At 49.8% G+C, this 19,985-nt stretch carries 17 protein-coding genes; 9 read left to right on the top strand and 8 right to left on the bottom strand.

Translation table 11 applies throughout. The annotated features are described in order from the left end of the window. Positions 1-17 precede the first annotated feature (17 nt). Positions 18-1,127, top strand: a complete 1,110-nt coding sequence (gene apbC, locus ACR42C_RS15230; protein ID WP_316379387.1) for an iron-sulfur cluster carrier protein ApbC — start codon at positions 18-20, stop codon at positions 1,125-1,127. An 89-nt stretch (positions 1,128-1,216) separates the two neighbouring features. Here the strand turns inward: apbC and ACR42C_RS15225 are convergent, their stop codons facing one another. Continuing rightward, a complete protein-coding gene (locus ACR42C_RS15225) occupies positions 1,217-1,696 on the bottom strand; it encodes a GNAT family N-acetyltransferase (RefSeq protein ID WP_479984289.1) in 480 nt (159 codons plus the stop codon). Next, entirely contained in the window at positions 1,647-1,979 is a 333-nt protein-coding gene (locus tag ACR42C_RS15220; protein ID WP_008500887.1) for an RcnB family protein, read from the bottom strand. The genes ACR42C_RS15225 and ACR42C_RS15220 overlap by 50 nt, the downstream gene beginning before the upstream one ends. 476 nt (positions 1,980-2,455) lie before the next feature. Between ACR42C_RS15220 and ACR42C_RS15215 the strand changes: the two genes are divergently transcribed. The 4 genes from ACR42C_RS15215 to ACR42C_RS15200 all read left to right on the top strand — a co-directional run bounded on the left by ACR42C_RS15215 (position 2,456) and on the right by ACR42C_RS15200 (position 6,813). After that, entirely contained in the window at positions 2,456-3,595 is a 1,140-nt protein-coding gene (locus tag ACR42C_RS15215; RefSeq protein WP_479984288.1) for a polysaccharide export protein, read from the top strand. Next, positions 3,595-4,044 carry an arsenate reductase/protein-tyrosine-phosphatase family protein gene (locus ACR42C_RS15210; RefSeq protein WP_479984287.1) on the top strand — a complete coding sequence of 150 codons (450 nt, stop codon included), beginning with the start codon at positions 3,595-3,597 and terminating at the stop codon, positions 4,042-4,044. The genes ACR42C_RS15215 and ACR42C_RS15210 overlap by 1 nt, the downstream gene beginning before the upstream one ends. Beyond that, positions 4,044-6,221 carry a polysaccharide biosynthesis tyrosine autokinase gene (locus ACR42C_RS15205; RefSeq protein WP_479984286.1) on the top strand — a complete coding sequence of 726 codons (2,178 nt, stop codon included), beginning with the start codon at positions 4,044-4,046 and terminating at the stop codon, positions 6,219-6,221. The genes ACR42C_RS15210 and ACR42C_RS15205 overlap by 1 nt, the downstream gene beginning before the upstream one ends. A gap of 76 nt (positions 6,222-6,297) precedes the next feature. Beyond that, a complete protein-coding gene (locus ACR42C_RS15200) occupies positions 6,298-6,813 on the top strand; it encodes a protein disulfide oxidoreductase (protein WP_166711775.1) in 516 nt (171 codons plus the stop codon). Between the two features lie 36 nt (positions 6,814-6,849). On the opposite strand, the gene ACR42C_RS15195 is transcribed toward ACR42C_RS15200, so the two are convergent. The 3 genes from ACR42C_RS15195 to ACR42C_RS15185 form a co-directional block, all read right to left on the bottom strand. Continuing rightward, on the bottom strand, positions 6,850-8,316 hold the full coding sequence (locus ACR42C_RS15195; protein ID WP_479984285.1) for a pyridoxal phosphate-dependent decarboxylase family protein: 1,467 nt from the start codon (positions 8,314-8,316) through the stop codon (positions 6,850-6,852). 18 nt (positions 8,317-8,334) lie between these two features. Continuing rightward, on the bottom strand, positions 8,335-9,711 hold the full coding sequence (locus ACR42C_RS15190) for a diaminobutyrate--2-oxoglutarate transaminase (RefSeq protein ID WP_014884533.1): 1,377 nt from the start codon (positions 9,709-9,711) through the stop codon (positions 8,335-8,337). A 344-nt stretch (positions 9,712-10,055) separates the two neighbouring features. After that, positions 10,056-11,063, bottom strand: coding sequence for a LacI family DNA-binding transcriptional regulator (locus ACR42C_RS15185; RefSeq protein WP_116338745.1), 1,008 nt, complete (start codon positions 11,061-11,063; stop codon positions 10,056-10,058). Between the two features lie 238 nt (positions 11,064-11,301). Between ACR42C_RS15185 and ACR42C_RS15180 the strand changes: the two genes are divergently transcribed. Further along, positions 11,302-12,543, top strand: a complete 1,242-nt coding sequence (locus tag ACR42C_RS15180) for an oligosaccharide MFS transporter (RefSeq protein ID WP_479984284.1) — start codon at positions 11,302-11,304, stop codon at positions 12,541-12,543. 16 nt (positions 12,544-12,559) lie between these two features. Beyond that, positions 12,560-13,993, top strand: a complete 1,434-nt coding sequence (locus tag ACR42C_RS15175) for a glycoside hydrolase family 32 protein (RefSeq protein ID WP_479984283.1) — start codon at positions 12,560-12,562, stop codon at positions 13,991-13,993. A 67-nt stretch (positions 13,994-14,060) separates the two neighbouring features. On the opposite strand, the gene ACR42C_RS15170 is transcribed toward ACR42C_RS15175, so the two are convergent. Together ACR42C_RS15170 and ACR42C_RS15165 are read right to left on the bottom strand one after the other, a co-directional pair. Further along, a complete protein-coding gene (locus ACR42C_RS15170; protein ID WP_166711769.1) occupies positions 14,061-14,531 on the bottom strand; it encodes a hypothetical protein in 471 nt (156 codons plus the stop codon). 149 nt (positions 14,532-14,680) lie between these two features. Next, positions 14,681-15,769, bottom strand: coding sequence for a YadA C-terminal domain-containing protein (locus ACR42C_RS15165; RefSeq protein ID WP_320720927.1), 1,089 nt, complete (start codon positions 15,767-15,769; stop codon positions 14,681-14,683). Positions 15,770-16,790: 1,021 nt separating this feature from the next. On the opposite strand from ACR42C_RS15165, the gene ACR42C_RS15160 reads away from it, so the two are divergent. Then, positions 16,791-17,201 (top strand): hypothetical protein, encoded by a 411-nt coding sequence (locus ACR42C_RS15160; RefSeq protein ID WP_320720928.1) that lies wholly within the window; start codon positions 16,791-16,793, stop codon positions 17,199-17,201. Positions 17,202-17,308: 107 nt separating this feature from the next. Beyond that, entirely contained in the window at positions 17,309-17,728 is a 420-nt protein-coding gene (locus ACR42C_RS15155; RefSeq protein WP_320720929.1) for a hypothetical protein, read from the top strand. Positions 17,729-17,912: 184 nt separating this feature from the next. Here the strand turns inward: ACR42C_RS15155 and ACR42C_RS15150 are convergent, their stop codons facing one another. Next, positions 17,913-19,625: an AIPR family protein gene (locus ACR42C_RS15150; RefSeq protein ID WP_320720930.1), complete on the bottom strand. Its 1,713-nt coding sequence runs from the start codon at positions 19,623-19,625 to the stop codon at positions 17,913-17,915. Positions 19,626-19,985 lie beyond the last annotated feature (360 nt).

Below are 19,985 nucleotides of genomic sequence, written 5' to 3'. Positions count from 1 at the left end.
AGAACAAAGGAGTCGGGATGAGTTCTCAATCCCAGGCCAAATCACCGGAAGCCTTACGAGCAATGGTCGCCGGGACGCTGGCTAACTTTCAGCATCCAACCCTGAAACATAACCTCACTGCGCTGAAAGCGTTACACCACGTCGCATGGCTGGACGATACATTGCACATTGAGCTGCAGATGCCGTTCGTCTGGACCAGCGCTTTTGACGCGCTGAAAGAGCAGACCAGCGCTGAGCTGCTGCGCATTACCGGTGCAAAAGCGATTGACTGGAAGCTGAGCCACAGCATCGCCACGCTGAAGCGTGTGAAAAATCAGCCGGGCGTCAACGGGGTGAAAAACATCATCGCCGTGAGTTCAGGTAAGGGTGGGGTGGGTAAATCATCTACCGCCGTAAACCTTGCGCTCGCGCTGGCGGCGGAAGGAGCAAAGGTCGGTATTCTGGATGCCGATATCTACGGTCCTTCTATTCCAAATATGCTGGGTGCGGAAAATCAGCGTCCAACCTCACCTGACGGCACGCATATGGCACCGATCGTGGCGCACGGTCTGGCGACTAACTCCATCGGTTACCTGGTGACCGACGACAACGCTATGGTCTGGCGCGGCCCAATGGCCAGCAAAGCGCTGCTGCAGATGCTGCAGGAAACGATGTGGCCGGATCTGGATTATCTGGTGCTGGACATGCCGCCGGGCACCGGTGACATACAGCTGACGCTGGCGCAGAACATTCCGGTAACGGGCGCCGTCGTGGTCACCACGCCGCAGGATATCGCACTGATCGACGCCAAAAAAGGCATCGTGATGTTTGAGAAAGTGGAAGTGCCGGTGCTCGGCATCGTCGAGAACATGAGCATGCACATCTGCAGTAACTGCGGACACCACGAACCTATCTTCGGTACGGGTGGGGCGGAAAAACTGGCGGCACAGTATCACACCCAACTGCTGGGGCAGATGCCGCTGCATATTTCCTTGCGTGAAGATCTGGACAGCGGGAAACCGACGGTTGTCAGCCGTCCGGACAGCGAATTCGCGGAGATGTATCGCCAGCTGGCGGGGCGCGTTGCGGCGCAGCTCTACTGGCAGGGTGAAGTGATCCCGGGTGAAATCGCCTTCCGCGCGGTGTAACGCCTCTGCGCCTTAGTGCCGGGTGGCGGCTTCGCCTTACCCGGCCAACTACGATCGTGTAGGTCAGGTAAGCGTAGCGCCACCTGACGTTAACTCAGCCGATAGTGCATCAAATAATATTCGCCGTCCGGAGAATTCCCCGTCGCCTCGATGTGCCAGCCGTGGCGCTGGTAAAATGCAACCGCCCGCGCATTCTTCACCAGACACTTAAGCGAACCCGTACTGGTAAACGTCTTCTGTACGTGCTCAAGCAACACATGTCCGACGCCCAGGCTCTGATACTGCGGATCGACAAACAGGTTGTGCAGGAAATTATCGTTCGTCCAGACGGAGGCAAAACCCAGGCGATGCCCGTTCTGAACAGCAACCCAAATCACTTCGTCACGGGTTGCCGCGTCAAAGTCTTCAAGCTGCCAGTCTGCACTGTCCAGCCATGGCCAGGCTTCACGCCGGGCGTGGAGGTAGAGCGTGCGCAGGAAAGGTCGGTCACTTTCCTGCCAGGGACGAATCAGAATTGCGTTAGCGGTGATAGAAAATATCTCCATTGTAGGCTTTGTAGATCTTGCCATCAGCATCGCCGATCAGCACATAGTTCTCACCCATATAGGTCCAATGGGTTCCGGCATCCGGCGCCGGCAGGTTACGCAACTGGTACTGTTTAATGGTGTACTCCGGCGTTTGATACTGCGCCGGTGCCGTATCGCCGATTTTGAACTTCGTGAAATCCGCGATGAACTCTTGTTCTTCATAGGCCTTGATGCCAGATGGCGCAGCGGCGGTTTGCGGGGCAGAGAATGCGGATCCCGCCAGAGACAGTAGTACACCCAGAAGCAGCAATTTACGCTTAGCCATTTTTTCTCCAGTGATATCGTTACAGATACTTTTTGTCTGCGGGTACACAGCACAAGGCAGACAGTCCATTTTAAGTATCAAAGCATGATGTGTTTGATAAAAAATGTAACAAAAGTGGAGGGTTTTGTGTAGTCGATTACGGTGATGGCCATCATTTTGGTGAATGTTGATCGCGTGGCATATTTATTTTTTTTATTGTTTTATTAATCTTTTCTGAAAATAACTTTTTGCGTCCAAATTGCGCTGTTAAGCGAATGCTTTCGCGAGTGATAACATTTAATATCGCGCCGCATAAAGTGTTATTGGTCTTCGTTTTCTTGCGCAATTGTGCGCTGTCTTTAACTTTTTAAAGAACAGCGGATTTGTGCTTTTTAGTGTTGTGGGCTGATAATAAATAATTATATTTCAAGGTGTTGCTTGCATTTTTTTTTACGAGTTAAATACCCGGCGCAACGATAAATCAACATTTTAAATAAATGAAAAATACAACTGCTTTTTTACTATCCTTTCTGACGCTCAGCCAGCTAACAGGATGTGTATTTTCACCAGGCCAGAACTTAAGTCTTTCCGGGAAAAAAATCACGCCCGATGAAGAAATTAACGATCCGCTGGAAAAACGCGTGGAGATTTTTCCTTTAAGCCCTGGGTTAATTGAAAAACTGCGTCCACCCATTTCTAAATCTCAGGCAAATCCTAATCTGGATGAACAACTCAGAAACTGGGAATACCGCATTGGATCAGGGGACATTCTGACGGTCACCGTCTGGGATCACCCTGAACTCACGACGCCCGCAGGGCAATACCGTAGCGCGAGCGACGCGGGTAACTGGGTTAACGCTGATGGCACGCTCTTCTATCCTTACGTCGGCAGGCTGAAAGTGGCGGGCAAAACGGTTTCGCAGGTACGTGAGGAGATCACCGCGCGGCTGGATAAGTTCATTGAGAGCCCGCAGGTAGACGTCAGCGTCGCCTCCTTCCGTTCTCAAAAAGCCTATATCACCGGAGAGGTTGAGAAATCGGGCCAGCAGCCAATAACCAATATTCCTTTGACGGTAATGGATGCGGTGAACGCCGCGGGCGGTCTCTCTGCGGATGCCGACTGGCGTAACGTCGTGCTTACGCATGATGGCCAGGATTCGCGGCTTTCACTTTATGCCCTGATGCAACACGGCGATTTGACCCAGAATAAGCTGCTTTATCCGGGCGATATCCTGTTTGTTCCCCGGAACGACGCGCTGAAAGTGTTTGTGATGGGTGAGGTTGTTAAGCAGAGCACGCTTAAGATGGATCGTAGCGGCATGACGCTGGCCGAAGCCCTGGGGAATGCCGGCGGGCTGAACCAGAATATGGCCGATGCAACCGGGATTTTTGTTATTCGCCCGGTTTCACGAAAAGGCGAGAAAGACAAAATCGCTAACATCTATCAACTCAATGCGGAAGATGCCTCAGCCATGGTGCTGAGTACTGAATTCCAGCTGGAACCGTACGACATTGTCTATGTCACTACGGCACCGCTTTCACGCTGGAATCGTGTGATCACCCAGCTGGTACCCACCATCAGTGGCGTACATGACCTGACCGAAACCGTCCGTTACATCAGGTCGTGGCCGCAATAATGTTCAATTCAATTCTCGTGGTTTGCACCGGCAATATTTGCCGTTCACCGATTGGTGAGCGGCTGTTGCGCCAGCAGCTACCCGACACGCAGGTATCCTCGGCAGGTATTTTCGGACTCTCAGGACGCCCGGCGGATGCGGCTGCAAAGGAAGTCGCCTTACGACATGGGGTTTCTCTGGAAGGTCATGTGGCGCGTAAGGTCACGCGTTATCTGTTACAAAAATCCGATTTGATTCTGGTGATGGAGCCAGAGCATCTCCGTTTTATTGCCTCTGTGGCACCGGAGAATCGGGGGAAATCGCTGTTGTTTGGTCAGTGGCTGGAAACAAAGGACATTCCCGACCCGTATCGCAAAAGCCGGGAAGCCTTCGAATATGTTTTCGAGCAGTTAGGAAAAGCCAGCCAGGAATGGGCTCGTCGTTTGCGTCAACAAGGAATGAAGCAGTAATGTCGTCTCATAAATCAGACAAATATGGTGCGGCAACACCGCATGATAATGAAATTGATCTCATTCAGCTGTTGGCTGAGATGTTTGATCATCGGGTAATGATAGCGTGCATCACGCTCCTGTTCACCGTATGCGCCGGGATCTATGCCTATAGCATCACACCGATCTATCAGGCCGATGCCCTTGTACAGATAGAAGCGAAGCAGGACAACTCGTTGCTCAAAAGCTTAAGCCAGTTTGGTACCGATCTTTCACCTGATGTTGCACCCGAACTCTTGCTGCTCAAATCGCGGATGATTCTGGGAGAGACCGTTGACAAGCTGGGGCTAACGTACAGCGTTAAACGGCGCGTACTGCCCGTCATTGGGCCGCTACTGGAACGAGGGCATAAAGCCGGTGAATTGACAATTGGCGCGCTAACCATTCCTCCTCTGGAAGATAAGCCGCAGGAACTTTTACTGACCGTTAAGGAGCAGGGCCGGTATCACCTCGAAGGAAAAACGCTGGAGGCTGATGGCGTTGTCGGGAACATGCTGGTTAAAGACGGGGTAACGCTTCTTGTCACCTCCCTCAGCGCGGCACCAGGGACCCAGTTTTCCCTCAAAACCGTCACAAAGCTCGAGGCAATTAACGCCCTTCAGCGTCGGCTCATTGTTTCGGAGTCGGCGAAGCAGAGCGGAATGATTGCCTTAACGCTGACGGGAGAGGAGCCTGACAAGATCGCCGCAGTGCTTAACACCATTGCTGAAAATTATCTCAGCCAGAATATTGCGCGCCAGGAAGCTAAAGATACCCGTAGCCTGACATTTTTACAGGATCAACTGCCTAAAATCAGCCGCGAACTGGATCAAGCCGAAGCACGGCTGAACGGCTACAGAGAGCAACGCGATTCTGTCGATTTATCCCTTGAGGCGAAGACGGTTCTTGATCAGGTTGTTAACGTGGAAAATCAGCTTAACGAGCTGACGTTCCGCGAAGCAGAAGTTTCTCAGCTTTTCAAAAAGGATCATCCTACCTACCGCGCCTTACGGGAAAAAAAACAGACCCTGGAGCAGGAACGTACGCGCCTGAATAACCGCGTCTCAGCCATGCCTTCTACGCAGCAGGAAATTTTACGTTTAAGCCGTGACGTTGAATCCGGGCGCACCATCTACCTGCAGCTGTTGACGCGCCAGCAGGAGCTGAATATCTCACGCTCCAGTGCCATTGGAAACGTGCGGATCATTGACCCTGCAGTAACGCAGCCGGTCCCAGTCAAACCGCGCAAAGTGATTATCATTATGCTCGGTATGCTGGTGGGATTGATGCTCTCAGCAGGAACGGTGTTGGTTCGCTCTGCGTTTAAACGGGGCATCACCTCGTCTGAACCGCTGGAAGCGCAGGGAATGCTTCTTCTGGCTACGCTCCCGCGTTCGGTGTGGCTATGGAAAAAAACGCATTTGCGCAGGAGAACGCTGTTTGCTTCCCACTGGAAGCACAGGACGTCAAACATACCCTTCCTGCCCGTTGACCGACCGGCTGATATGTTTGTCGAGGCGGTGCGGGGGTTACGCACCAGTCTGCATTTTACCATGATGGATGCCGCAAATCGGGTCGTTGTGATTTCAGGTCCGTCTCAGGACTGCGGAAAGACCCTGGTGAGTACCTCACTGGCATCGATTGCGGCTCAGGCCGGACAGCGCGTGCTGTTCATTGATGCGGATATGCGCAAAGGATATGTCCACAATATTTTCAAACTGAACAACCACCATGGATTGTCCAGCGTGCTGGGGGGAAGCGTAGAGTGGCAGGATGCAATTCAACGCTTCGAGAAAGGGGGCTTTGACGTGTTGACCTGTGGACCACAACCTTCGCATCCTGTGGAGCTGCTTATGAAGGAGCGTTTCCAGACGGTAATGACGCGAATAGACAAAGAGTACGACATCGTGATTGTCGACACGCCACCGGTGCTGGCCGTAACGGATGCGCTACTCGTCGCCAGAGTCGCGGCAACCACGTTGCTGGTGGCCCGTTTCGGTAAAACCAGCGTTAAAGAGATCGAGAACTGCCGGAAGCGCCTGCTACAGATGGGCGTGCAGGTTGAAGGTGCGATTCTCAATGATATTGTGAAATCCGCGGCGTTCTATTACCACTCGGGGTACAGCCATTACGACTACGGCGGCTACACCCCGGAATAAAAGCGACGCGACACTTCTTTACAGCATGACGCCGAATAGCCCGTTAAGATGACCTCCGTTAAATCGAGAGGTCATAATGGATAACCGTAAATTGAGTCGCCTGCGCCGCTGGGCGCGGGAAGGGATCATACTCATTCTGCTTACGCTGGCGGTCATGTGGGGTGTGGATCAATACCGAAAGCCGTCATTACCCGCCAGCTTTAGCGCAACGCCAATGCAGAGCATCGACGGTAACATTCACGATATCGCGGCGCTCAGCCAGGAGCGCCCGTTGCTGATTTACATCTGGGCAACCTGGTGCAGCATCTGTCGCTATACAACTCCTGCGGTCGATAAGCTGGCAAAAGAGGGCGGTAACGTCGTGAGCGTTGCCATGCGCTCCGGTGATAATGCAAAGCTTGCCCGCTGGGCTGAAAAGAAAAACCTGAGTATGCCGGTGATTAACGATGCAAGCGGCGCCTTGTCGCAGCAGTGGCAGGTGAGCGTAACGCCAACGCTGGTGATAGTGTCAAAGGGGAACGTTGTCAGCGCCACAACGGGCTGGACGAGCTACTGGGGATTGAAAATCAGAATGTGGTGGGCAGGCGTATAAAGATAACCCCTCTCCCGACGGAAGAGGGGTTTTGTATTACTTAGCCAGAACTTCCTGCGCGGTGCGCTCAACCAGCGACAGCAGGATTTTGATATCCTCCAGCGTCACGGTTGGGTTCAGCAGGGTCAGCTTCAGGCAGGTGATGCCGTTATGCTCGGTCACACCAACGTTTGCACGGCCGGATTCCAGCAGCGCATCACCAATTTTCTGGTTCAGGAGGGCGATGCCCGCGTCGTCCGTCTGCACCTGTCCGCGGAAGCGGAACAGCACGCTTGCCAGCTGCGGCTGCATAACCAGTTCCAGAGCAGGCTGCTCTTTCACGTAGGCCGCAACCTGCTGCGCCAGCGTCACGCCGTGATCGATGATTGCCGCGTATTGCTCCTGGCCCAGCGCTTCCAGACCCATCCACAGCTTCAGCGCGTCGAAACGACGAGTGGTCTGCAGGGATTTGGACACCAGGTTAGGCACGCCCGCTTCTTCGTCGAACTCGGAGTTCAGGTATGCCGCCTGATAGCGCATCAGCTCATAGTGACGCGCTTCTTTCAGCAGGAACGCGCCGCAGCTGATGGTCTGGAAGAACTGCTTGTGGAAGTCCAGCGTTACGGAATCCACCAGCTCGATGCCGTCCAGATAGTGACGATACTGCTCAGACATCAGCAGCGCGCCGCCCCAGGCCGCATCAACGTGTACCCAGATGTTTTGCTTCGCCGCCAGTTCAGCGATCGCGCGCAGTGGGTCGATCGCACCGGCATCGGTGGTACCCGCCGTTGCGACAATCGCCAGAATCTGTTCGCCGTTCGCGTTGCACTGCTCGATTTTCGCCGCCAGATCGGTCAGATCCATGCGGGAGAATTCATCCGTTTTCACCTGCACCACGGACTGGTAGCCCAGACCCATCAGCGCCATGTTTTTCTGTACGGAGAAGTGCGCGTTTTCGGAGCACAGTACGCGGATCTTGCGCAGATCGCCCACCAGGCCGTCCTGCTGAACGGAGTGACCCTGACGCGCGAAGAACGCATCACGGGCCAGCATCAGACCCATCAGGTTGCTCTGGGTACCGCCGCTGGTGAAAACACCCGCGTCGCCAGCCTGATAACCCACGCGGGTACGCAGCCATTCGATCAGTTTGATCTCAATAATGGTTGCGGACGGGCTTTGATCCCAGGAGTCCATACTCTGGTTAGTGGCGTTGATCAGCACTTCCGCCGCCTGGCTTACCACCAGGCTTGGGCAGTGCAGGTGCGCCACACACTGCGGGTGATGGACGGACAAGCTGTCTTTCAGGAAGAACTCAACGGCGCGTTCAATCGCCGCTTCGTTGCCCAGCCCTTTCGGGTTGAAATCCAGCTTAATACGGTCGCGCAGCTCCGCGACCGTTTTGCCCTGGTACATCTCAGGCTGTTTCAGCCACTGCATCACAGCCTGAGTGCTTTGTTCAATCGCCTGCTGGTAAGCTTCAATGCTCTGCGCAGAGGAGAACAAAATTGGGTTTGAATCAGACATCGTAATCAACTACTCCGGTTACGCCGGGCGAACGCCCGCAGCAAGCAGTGCCTGCTCGAATTTATCCAGGAAGATTTTCAGCTCTTCGTCGCTGATCAGCAGAGAAGGCAGCAGACGCAGAACGATACCGTTACGGCCGCCACGCTCCAGAATCAGACCGGCTTCGAAGCACTTCTTCTGGATCAGCGCAGACAGCTCGCCGTCGCCAGGGAAGCAGCCCATGTGGTCAGCGGCTTCGTGTGGCTTAACGATCTCGATACCGATCATCATGCCCAGACCGCGCACGTGACCGATGACCGGATAACGTTTCGCCATCTCTTTCAGCTGGCCTTTCAGCCATTCGCCCTGTGCAGCCACTTTGCCTGCGATGTTCTGGTCTTTCAGGATTTTCAGCGTCGTCAGACCGGTTGCCATCGCCAGCTGGTTGCCGCGGAAGGTACCGGTGTGGTGACCTGGCGCCCATGCGTCGAACTGCTTTTTGATACCGAGCACGGCCAGCGGCAGACCGCCACCCACTGCTTTAGACATCACGATGATGTCTGGCTCGATGCCCGCGTGTTCGAAGGCGAAGAATTTACCGGTACGGGCAAAGCCTGCCTGAACTTCATCGAGGATCAGCAGAATGCCGTGTTCCTGAGTCACTTTACGGATGCGCTGCAGCCACTCAGCCGGAGCCGGGTTCACGCCGCCTTCACCCTGTACGGCTTCCAGAATCACCGCAGCAGGTTTACGCACGCCGCTTTCGACGTCGTTAATCAGGTTGTCGAAGTAGTAAGTCAGCGCTTTCACGCCCGCTTCACCACCGATACCCAGCGGGCAACGGTACTCGTGCGGGTAAGGCATGAACTGCACTTCTGGCATCATACCGTCAACCGCTTCTTTCGGTGACAGGTTGCCGGTCACGGACAGTGCGCCGTGGGTCATACCGTGGTAACCACCAGAGAAGCTGATGATGCCGCTACGACCGGTTACTTTTTTCGCCAGCTTCAGCGCCGCTTCAACGGCGTCGGCACCGGATGGACCGGTGAACTGCAGGCAGTACTCTTTGCCCTGACCCGGCAGCAGAGAAAGCAGGTATTCAGAAAACGCGTCTTTCAGAGGCGTAGTCAGATCCAGAGTGTGTAACGGCAAGCCGCTGGTAATGACATTTTGGATGCTTTTCAGCACATCAGGATGGTTATGGCCAAGCGCAAGGGTCCCTGCGCCTGCTAAACAGTCAAGGTATTCTTTATTATCTGCATCGGTGATCCACACGCCTTCTGCTTTAGTGATGGCTAAAGGCAGTTTGCGCGGATAACTCCTGACGTTAGATTCAAACTCGGCCTGACGGGCCAGATAGGTTTCGTTGCTTTTGTGGGCATCTACGGTGTCAATACGGACTTTATCCGTCATCATATCACTCCTACAACCGCCGCTTCGCTATGAGCAACGATTGAATAAAAAGTTAAAAAACAGATGGGGGCCTGAAAAAAACGCCGCCAATATAGAGCCTTTTGCCACGGGGCTCAATGGTTAATTTGTTTACTGTTTTGTGACAGAAGGCACAGGCGAGGAAATATCCCCTTTTTTAAAAGGAGGATTGTACTTTATAACCAATAAAAACATTGTGTTACGTCGTATTTATCTGGAGTGTAAAGGCATGGAAAAGAGTGTGACAAATCGTGCCATCGGCGGAGATAAAAAAGAGGATAGCTGCCTTTTTACCCCCTTATTTCTGCGTCGTCAGCGAAAAGCGGCGATCACACGGCATGCATAATGGAATCACGCTTTAAAAAAGGACTTTCAACGCGCGTCGTTTCCCGATGTTGTTCACCGTTAATAATGTGCAGAGCGCTCAGGCGACCTATTTCGTAGTGGGGCAACTGAACCGTTGAAAGAGGAGGCAAAAATAGCTCGCCAATGCCCACCATATTGTCATAGCCGAGAACCGCGACATCTTCAGGGATGCGAAGCCCTTGCGCCAGCAGCGTCTGGTACACCATAAACGCGATACGATCGTTACCGCAGATAACGGAGTCAAACCGGGGGATGCCATTCTGGATGCGCGCCAGCAATGCGGACGGAATATCACGATAATGCTCATCCCCGAGCGCCATATACTCATGTTCCAGACTGTCCGGGTCGATCCCGGCTTCACGGCAGGCGCGTTCCAGCCCCTGGCGGCGTCGGGTTGTGGCCAGATGGCCCGCGGGTAAATGCAGGCAAAGAGGCCGTCTGTAACCCTCCGCCAGTAACTTCCTGACGGCGGAGTACTGCCCCTGCTCATCATCCGGGATATAGCTGGCGACCTTTTCATCGACGCTTTCGCAGTTGGCCAGCACGCAGGGAAGGGTAAGCAGCTTGGCGGGAAGCGGAACCTGACGTAACCCCATCGTGGTGTAGATAATCCCGTCTGGCCGGTGGGAGAGGAGAAGGTCGACAATGGTATCCGGGTTGTCATCGGTAAACATATTCATCACGAAGCTGTTCCAGCCGTGCATTCGGGCCGTCTCTTCAATGGACAGCGTTATCTCCACCGAGAAAGGTGTCGTCACCGTATCAAGCGCCAGCACGCCGATGGTTTTAGGCGATGCATGCGCACCGCGTATTTTCTTGGCGGACAGATCGGGAACGTAGCTGGTCTGCTCGATAGCCAACTGAACGCGCGCCAGCGTTTCCGGTTTAAGGCGTTCCGGGCTGTTAAGCGCGCGGGAAACCGTCATCAGCGATACGTTAGCCAGCTTTGCGACATCCTTCAGGGAAGCCATTTTCTTACTCCGTTAATGCTCTGTGTTAGAGGGTATACAACTAAGTCGCTGATGTAAAAGGAAGGCTGATGCCCGGCTCAGGTCATGCTTACCTCAGTGATGAATATTTGATCGCGATCTCATTCCCTTAATGTTAACGTTAACTTTCGTGATTAACATCTGAAATCTTAACTAAACAGCATGAGAAAGAATCAATGTTAACGTTACCATTCAGGCATTCCTCCAACATGAGAATGTCATGATGAAAACGCATCACTCTCACAGCTACCCTTTACTAAGCGCATTACTGTTTTTCTTTTTTGTCACATGGTCATCTTCCGGCTCGTTGCTCTCGATCTGGCTTCATCAGGAAGTGGGCTTAAAAGCGGGGGACACCGGCGTTATCTATGCTGTGCTTTCCGTCTCCGCGCTGTGTGCGCAAATTTGTTATGGATTTATTCAGGACAAGCTCGGTTTGCGCAAAAATCTGCTCTGGTTTCTGACCAGCCTGCTCATTCTTTCCGGCCCGGCCTTTTTGCTGTTTGGTTACCTGCTGCAGATTAACGTGTTACTCGGCAGCATTTTCGGCGGGATTTTCATTGGCCTGACGTTTAACGGCGGGATAGGTGTGCTGGAATCCTATACTGAACGCGTGGCCCGCCAGAGCCAGTTTGAATTCGGCAAGGCGAGAATGTGGGGATCGCTTGGCTGGGCGGTGGCAACCTTTTTTGCGGGACTCCTGTTTAACATCAATCCGAAGCTGAATTTCGCTGTCGCGAGCTGCGCCGGGCTGGTGTTTTTTGTTTTGCTGGCACGTCTCAGGGTCTCTTCTGCACCGCACGCCATGCAGGAAGCGGTGTCCGGGGGCAAGGTGACGCTGGAAGATGCATTGCGCCTGCTGACGCAGCCTCGTTTCTGGGCGCTGGTATTTTTCGTTATCGGCACCTGTATTTATGGCGTTTATGACCAGCAGTTCCCGGTCTATTTCTCCTCCCAGTTCCCGACGTTGCAGGAAGGGAATGCCATGTACGGCTATCTCAACTCCTTCCAGGTTTTCCTTGAGGCGGCGGGCATGTTTTGCGCCCCGTGGCTGGTGAACCGCCTCGGCGCGAAAAACGGCCTGATTTTCGCGGGAATGGTGATGGCAATGCGTATGGTGGCATCGGGTATGGTTGAGGGGCCGGTGCTCATCTCCATTACCAAGCTGCTGCATGCGGTTGAACTGCCCGTATTGCTGGTTTCGGTATTTAAATACAACAGCCTGCATTTTGATAAGCGGCTCTCCTCCACCCTCTATCTGGTGGGCTTTGCCTGCACAAGCTCGGTGATTGCTTCTGTCCTGTCGCCGCTGGCAGGTTACAGCTATGAGAAATACGGTTTTGCCCAGTCCTATCTCATTATGGGCCTGTTGGTTTTCAGCACCACGCTCATCTCTATTTTCCTGTTGCGCTCGGGTAAGTCCTCCTCTGACCCGCTCATGCCGCAACCCTCTACTATCTGACTAAAAGAGTAAACAAATGACGTATTCCATCGCCAAAGCTGAACAGGAATTGCAGGCCAGACAAGGCAGTCTTAACCTGCGCTGGTATCCGCGTTACCACCTCGCCGCGCGTGCCGGCTGGATGAACGATCCGAATGGTCTGGTGTGGTTTGACGGCTGGTATCACGCCTTTTACCAGCATCATCCGTACTCAACCCAGTGGGGGCCGATGCACTGGGGCCATGCGCGCAGCAAGGATTTAGTTCACTGGGAACACCTTCCGGTGGCACTGGCACCGGAAGGGCCAGAAGACAAAGACGGCTGTTTTTCCGGGTCGGCGGTGGTGGATGGCGATACGCTGGCGCTGATTTACACCGGACATAAATTCCACGGCGATCCTGATGATGAGGCTAATCTCTACCAGGTGCAGTGCCTGGCCACCAGCCGTGATGGCGTCTATTTTGCCCGGCAGGGAACGATCGTTGATACGCCGCCTGGCCTGCATCACTTCCGCGATCCGAAAGTGTGGCGCGAAGGGGAGTGCTGGTACATGGTGGTTGGCGCACGGGAGGGTGATACGGGCCAGGTGCGCGTATACCGTTCTGCCGACCTGCGCGAGTGGCTGGATATGGGGGTGATTGCGGTAGCCGAAAAAGAGATGGGGTATATGTGGGAATGCCCGGACTTTTTCACCCTCAATGGTAAACGGGTGCTGATGTTTTCACCTCAGGGGCTGGCGTCAGACGGATTCAAAAATCGTAACCTCTTCCAGAGCGGCTACCTGCTTGGCGAGTGGCAGCCCGGTCAACCTTTCGTGCGTGAAGGAGAATTTGAGGAGATGGACCACGGGCATGATTTCTATGCACCACAAAGTTTCCTGACGCCCGACGGTCGTCGTATTGTTATCGCCTGGCTGGACATGTGGGAATCGCCCCTGCCGGAACAGCAGGATGGTTGGGCGGGCATGCTCTCTTTACCGCGTGAAATGACGCTCAGTGCAGATAATCGTCTGCAAATGCGGCCGGCCAGAGAAGTGGAAAGCCTGCGCGGGGCATGGTTCCCCTGGCCCGTGAGTACGCTTAATAATCAGCAGATCGCTCAGGTGGAAAGGTGCGACGCGATGGAGGTCATTCTGCAGTGGGATTGCGCCAACAGCAGCGCGGAGCAGTACGGAATTCGCCTTGGCGACGGATTACGCGTTTACGTCGATGCGCAGGTGCAGCGCCTGGTGCTTGAGCGCCATTATCCGGAGTATGGCTTGTGCGGTACCCGAAGCGTCGCGCTTAACCTGAACGAAGCGCTAAACCTGCGCCTGTTCTTTGACTGCTCGTCGGTGGAGGTGTTTGTTAACGAGGGGGAGGCGTGCCTGAGCAGCCGCATTTACCCTGGCGAAGGGGCGCGCGAGCTGGCGTTGTTTGCCTGGACGGGGACGGCATCGCTCATTGAGGCCGGGGCGTGGCAACTGGAGTAAAAGGGTTACGTCAGAAAAATTCAGTAATGTCAGCAAATAATAAAGGCGACTGATGTCGCCTTTAGTTTTATTTAATCTTTCTGGCGTAGCCCTGGAACTGTCCATCTTTACTCACCGCTAATTTGCCCTTAGCAGGATAGTAAATAAAGGTGTATAACCCTTGCGAATAGACCTTTGCCTGAGGCTCGTTTTCATCCAGCGCGCCCAATACGCCGTCAACATCCAATATCTCTCCTTTAATGGTGATCTTCATCCCTTCCCATTTAAAGGCGTGAGTCGCTTTAGCTGCCTGAGCATGTTGTTTCGCGTCTTTCTTAGCCCAGAGACCCGTACCCGCAGCGGCATCACGCGCGTTCGCCCATGCTGCATTTTGTGCGGATTCATTGTAGGCATTCTGGCGGTTTTGCTCAGCCAGGTAGCAGGTATCTTTGCTGATCCCCTGGCGCTCGCAATCGGCCATGCGCTGAGCAGATGAAGTACACGCAGAAAGCAGGATGGCAGCACCAGCTATTAATACCGCCAGGAGTGACTTTTTCATTTCAAAAATACCTTAATACGATAGAAGGATGTTTAATAACCGCAAATATAATAAGTCTGATACATAATACCTAACCATGCGCCAACGATAATAAGCATCAGGTACAATATTACAGAGATAGCAATGTATTTTGTCATGCTGCTTATTTATTAAAAACCGATCCCTACGCCGACTGAAGCACCCATGTTATTTGCGGTATCATCAGAGAAGCTCACTTTACCAATCATATGTTCGTTAAAGTTAACAGACGCCCCAACCGCTAAAGCGCTTTCACCGTTGTAAGTCGCACCGCCAGCCGAGAACATTACGCGCTGATTCGTTTGCACCTGTGGTAAACCGGCCATCGCCATCGCGCCGCTGATACCTGCGTTTGCTTCCTTCTTATTATTATCGACTTCCTCACGCAGCGATTTAAATTGCTGGTTAGTGTTGTTATTCAGTGCCTGTAATGTCTGTTTGGTCGCCTGCAGCTCCTGAGCCTCGGCCGTAACCGCCTGGCTATTAGTAGCGACTTTAGCCTGTGTTGCCGTGTCTACCTGCGTGCGTGTCACGGTGGTCATCACGCCATTTTTTCCATCTTTGCCGTCCTGACCGTCTTTACCATTCGCTCCGTCACGTCCGTTAATTCCGGCAACGCCCTGTGCACCTGTCGCGCCGGTATCGCCTTTATCACCCTTAGCGCCGTCTTTTCCATCAACGCCGTTAGTTGGTTTTGGCGCATTCTCAAGAGCTAACAGGCGGCCATCTTGTATACCGTTAGTAGCTTCAACAGTTGCAAGGCGGCTATCTTGCAAGGTGTTAATAGTTTCAATATTAGTAATTGCTGCTCCGTTAGTCAGCACGCCCTGTAACGCCGCATCACCTTTTTTATTAGCGGTGTCAGCAAGAGCGCCTGCTAATTTAGCTTCCTGATCGACACCAGAAACAGAAGTCTGAAGAGAGGAAATATCATTGGCGTTAGTGTTGATATTATTTTTACTTACGTTGATCTCGTCTTGCATGCGATCGCGATCGCCTTGTAAGTTATAGATTTGCCCGTCTTGCGTTACATTTTCAGCTTTCATGTTATCCAGATTATAAGCGGTATTATTAGTTCCGTGAATCTGGATAAAAGTACCTGAATTGAATACGTTATCGTAAAGGTTAACGTTTACATCAGCTGCTTGAGTTACATTCATAGAGCCAGTAAAAATAACACCAAATACAAAAGCAGCAACGGCATTTTTAACAACTTTCATTTGAAAAGCACTCATCATTTAAAAAGTCAAAATGGGTAAGGCTAGCTATCCTGGCGTGTTGATGTAACGTCTGGTTACGCCTGATTAGAAATAACGGGATTACGTAGAATTTTGAATAAATCACTTAATTCGTAATGTGCAGTAACTATCAATTAATGCGAGCTTTTGGATATTGATCTAAATCATAAATGGCATGAATAGCTAAAGTGGATTTGTAAGGAGTGACGCAAAATATCTCAATGTTTACATTAACTTATAAGGCGTTCAGTCAAATGCGCGTTTCACGTTAAGCCCTTGATTGAGAGGCTAAATGTTTAGCGGGGTTAAACGGTTTGGAACTCACTTTTTATTTCATTCGAAATAAGTATTAATGATTAATGAAACATAAAATAGACTGACTGAAAGCGAAAAAAATTTATCCTGGTAAAGCTCTTTCTTAACCGCTAAAAAAGAGGGGTGTTTTTTGGATGTAATGAAAATGTTATAGAAAATGGTGTTGATTCAAAGGAGTGGCATGATAGCCCTGTAATTACCGCGTATGCTGTCGCTCCGCTTGTCCTCTTACCACTAACGGCACTTATTGGCTTCAATTGTCTAAACTCTGTGAGTTGCACATTTTCAGTACACTGGATAATCTGAAATACAGTGCTTACACCGAATCTTAACTATCAGAGAGCAGAAGCAATGCATATCACAGTTACATCACAGAACGTGGACACGCATAAGAAAAATATCCGGCGTGATGATCTCAAGGGGCTAACTTGCTTTATGCAAATGGCAAATAGTGTACGCGTTACTGCATCCCAAGATCATCAAGCCATAGTACAAGGCGTTTTAGGGAAGCCCGATAGTGATAATCACCATCAGTTACCATCTTATTGGACATGGAATGATGTGGATGCTGTGAAACTTGTTGAGGTGCTCTACGCAGTCGCTAACGCATAGGCCATCCCGCCTTGAACAAGAGCCGAGCGTAACAATTCTTTGAATGCAACACAGCAAATAACGAGAAGGTGGCTGTATGTTTGATGGCCTTACAGAGTCTTGGTTTATTAGCAAAGTTGAAACCGTTATTCAAACAGAAATCAATAACCTACCTGTCTTGATTACTGCCCGAAGTGATGGTGTGGCCCACGCTGTTGTTATGCATCAATACCGAACAGATTCATTTCCATTTTCTAAGACTGACGGGAAGCGACTAAATCCGAATGTTGTAGCGGTACAGGCGATTTTGACGTTTGTTAACACATACAGAAGACAGGGGCAGATTATCGTTAACGGTGAGGATTGTTTAGGTTTATTGAAAATACTTTGCCTTAACTTCTTGCAAAGATTGGAGGCTACTGAAATTGGGATGCGTGAGCTAACCTTCATTGAGATGTTTTCGAGGCCATTGTTTCGCAAGGTCTTTCCTGAACTTTGCACTGAATAAGAAAGGGGCGTTGTGCCCCTTCGAATTACCCTCTCAAAGCCTTTAACAACATCATAAGCAAATATAGTTGGCTTTTTTTAAGAGCTGGCAATACAAGAGAAAATGTGATGAAAATATTAGCTTTACTTATTTGTTTTATAAGTTCTTTGGCATTTGCTGATGAGACAGGAGGTACTCAAAAAACGAAGATTGTGATCCCACCTGACTTCTTGAAGGAATTCATCATCATAACAAGTGTGAAAATTTCAACTCTTGATGGTTATGTTCCTGAGTTGGGATTGAATAAGAAACTTCCGGCACAGCGTATTGATACGCTGAATTACACGGTGAGAGTGGATTCCACTGATGAAAAATTCATTAGTGATGTAGCTAAAGACGAGCACGGCATAAAAGGGATACTGATTTGTAATAACCCATCAATAAGACCACTGATTATGAGTAAGAATGCTGTTGTTCTTGTATCCGTTGAGAACAAGGAAGGGGAGCCTATGTTTGTTACGCTCTATGACAGTAAAAGCTGCAAGTAAAAATAGTACGCTTGCGCAAGAACTGGTGATCAGCTTTCTCCATTTTCAATCATTACTCTTTTTCGAATGTAATGGTGTAGCGGCATTGCTGCGATGGTCTCACCAGGCTTTCATGTCGAGATTAGCTTAGGATGTACATCCTAAGCCAAATATAGAATATCTCTCTGTGAAATTTCATTGAATATTAAGGTTCATACTCTGGATCGTTAAGAATAGAATTTAAATAATCTTTAAAACGAACCTGAATCATCTTACGAGCATCGGTCAGATTAACCCCGGCAGGATCAAATGTTTCTAACACCTCTTCAAGAATATTTATACACTGCTCATAAGTCCATTCACTCTTGGCTTGATTCATATAAAGTATGTAAAATATCTTTTGCTCAATTTTTTGGATGCTTTCATCAGAGAACGAATATGCTTTCTTTATTTCGAAATAACGTTCGATTATTTCAGGAGCATGTGACAAGTCAAAATTTTTCTCATCAAAAATATCATCGTAGTATTTTCCAAAAATATGTTGCTTTTGGTTTGACGACTTTTCAGGGAACCCTTGAATAGCAAATAAGATCTGACCAAACTGCTCCATACTAATTTTGTAACGATAGTTCTTTTTGTCATCCATCCCCGTATCACCATTCTTTCGAGAATAGATGATGTCATGTTCATCCAATAACTGCTCAAGCTGTATTTGTAGCGTGCTAAGAGATTTTAAATCGACGTTAGATATTGAATTTTGACTATTTGTGTATTCTGCGATTTTATTGGCAGTATCACCACTTGCAGCATTAAATATCCTTACGAGGATTTCACTTTTTGAAAGATAATCAGTGATATGTGACTTTTCAGTAGCATTAAAATCATGGAGAGTTCGAAGGGTTTGACCACCGTTTAACACCTGAATACCTGTAAGGCTTATTCTTACTTTCCTATTTCCATTCACTGGGTGGGCTTTTATATCGTCAGCAATAACAGTTAATCCATTGTTATACATGAAAAATTTTCCTGGGTCTTCGCGTAAGGTTTTAGCGATTGCAGCATTATAGCGAGAGCGTTGCACCAACCCTCTAACGTTATCAAAAAGAACTCCAAAATCTATTTTCTGCTCAGCCAATTCGTCGATATTTTCACAGTTATGATCAAGACGCAAGTCGGCGTTGCGGCACGTCATTCTTATAACATCCGCAGCGTTCAGTCTAACAACATAGGATTTTGATGTTGATATAGAACTTTCTGAATAAGACATCAAAGCATCATTATCGATTATCAATTCTGCATTGATAGGAGCAGGTCGTATGGACATCATACTGGTTATGTGCGGAAGACACACCGACACAACTTCCATGTCATAAAAATTTTTCAACTGCTGTATTGCACTTTCATCATGTTCAATCGGAAACGCTTCATTACTAATCATATATAATGAAAGTTTCCATACATCATTACCATTGAGTAATTCATTTATGGTGTGAACATAATTTTTCAATTTTCCTTCCAAACCATCTAAACTATCATTCATAATACAGTTTACAAGTTTAGTAGAAACAAACGCCTCGTTAAAACTTTGTTTTTGCTCAGCTTTGAAACTTTCACGGAATTTGAAATTGAATAGTTTTATCTCCTTATTCTCCTCATCCATGAAAATAGCATCAATACCATGGTCATCGTAACGACTGCCGATTAAGTAAGAATTGAATTCTGTATCCGTAATGTAATCGCTAATTTTATCAATATCTTTTTCATTACAAAGCGATTCAAGCATGAAAAGATAAAAGCCAAATCTTTGTTGCAATTTAACTATCATGGATAGACTGATTAAATTCATTCGTTTTACTGAACAGATCAAAATATTTTTGGCATTTGATATTAAGAAGTTTGAAATCGTTAATACTGACATGAGACATTTGCAAATTCCTTAGGCGAGTATGCTGTACCTATTATGCCTCATGAAGATGTCTTATGCTTGTGATCCATGCTCTATAACGAGCATTCTGAACAATTAGTTTCCTCTGTTAGTGATTGTTAACTAACGCGATGAGCCACTTTAAAAGAGGAAAAGAGGGATATGGCCTCCATTGGCAGCCACTTGACGATCTGCTCTAACCGCCCCATTGCTTAAACCATCGAGCAACCTCATTTGATGCCACATGTCCTGGGATTTTATCTCGCCCAAATATCACAACATTATCACTGCGCAGTTAAGGATTTGCGTGGCCATTAATGAGAATGATTCTTGATATATAAGTTTTACTATTCA

It is taken from the genome of Enterobacter sp. MG-EB028 (assembly GCF_056673305.1).
The sequence above is the reverse complement of the archived record's forward strand: the minus strand, read 5'-3'. Positions and strand labels throughout refer to the sequence as shown.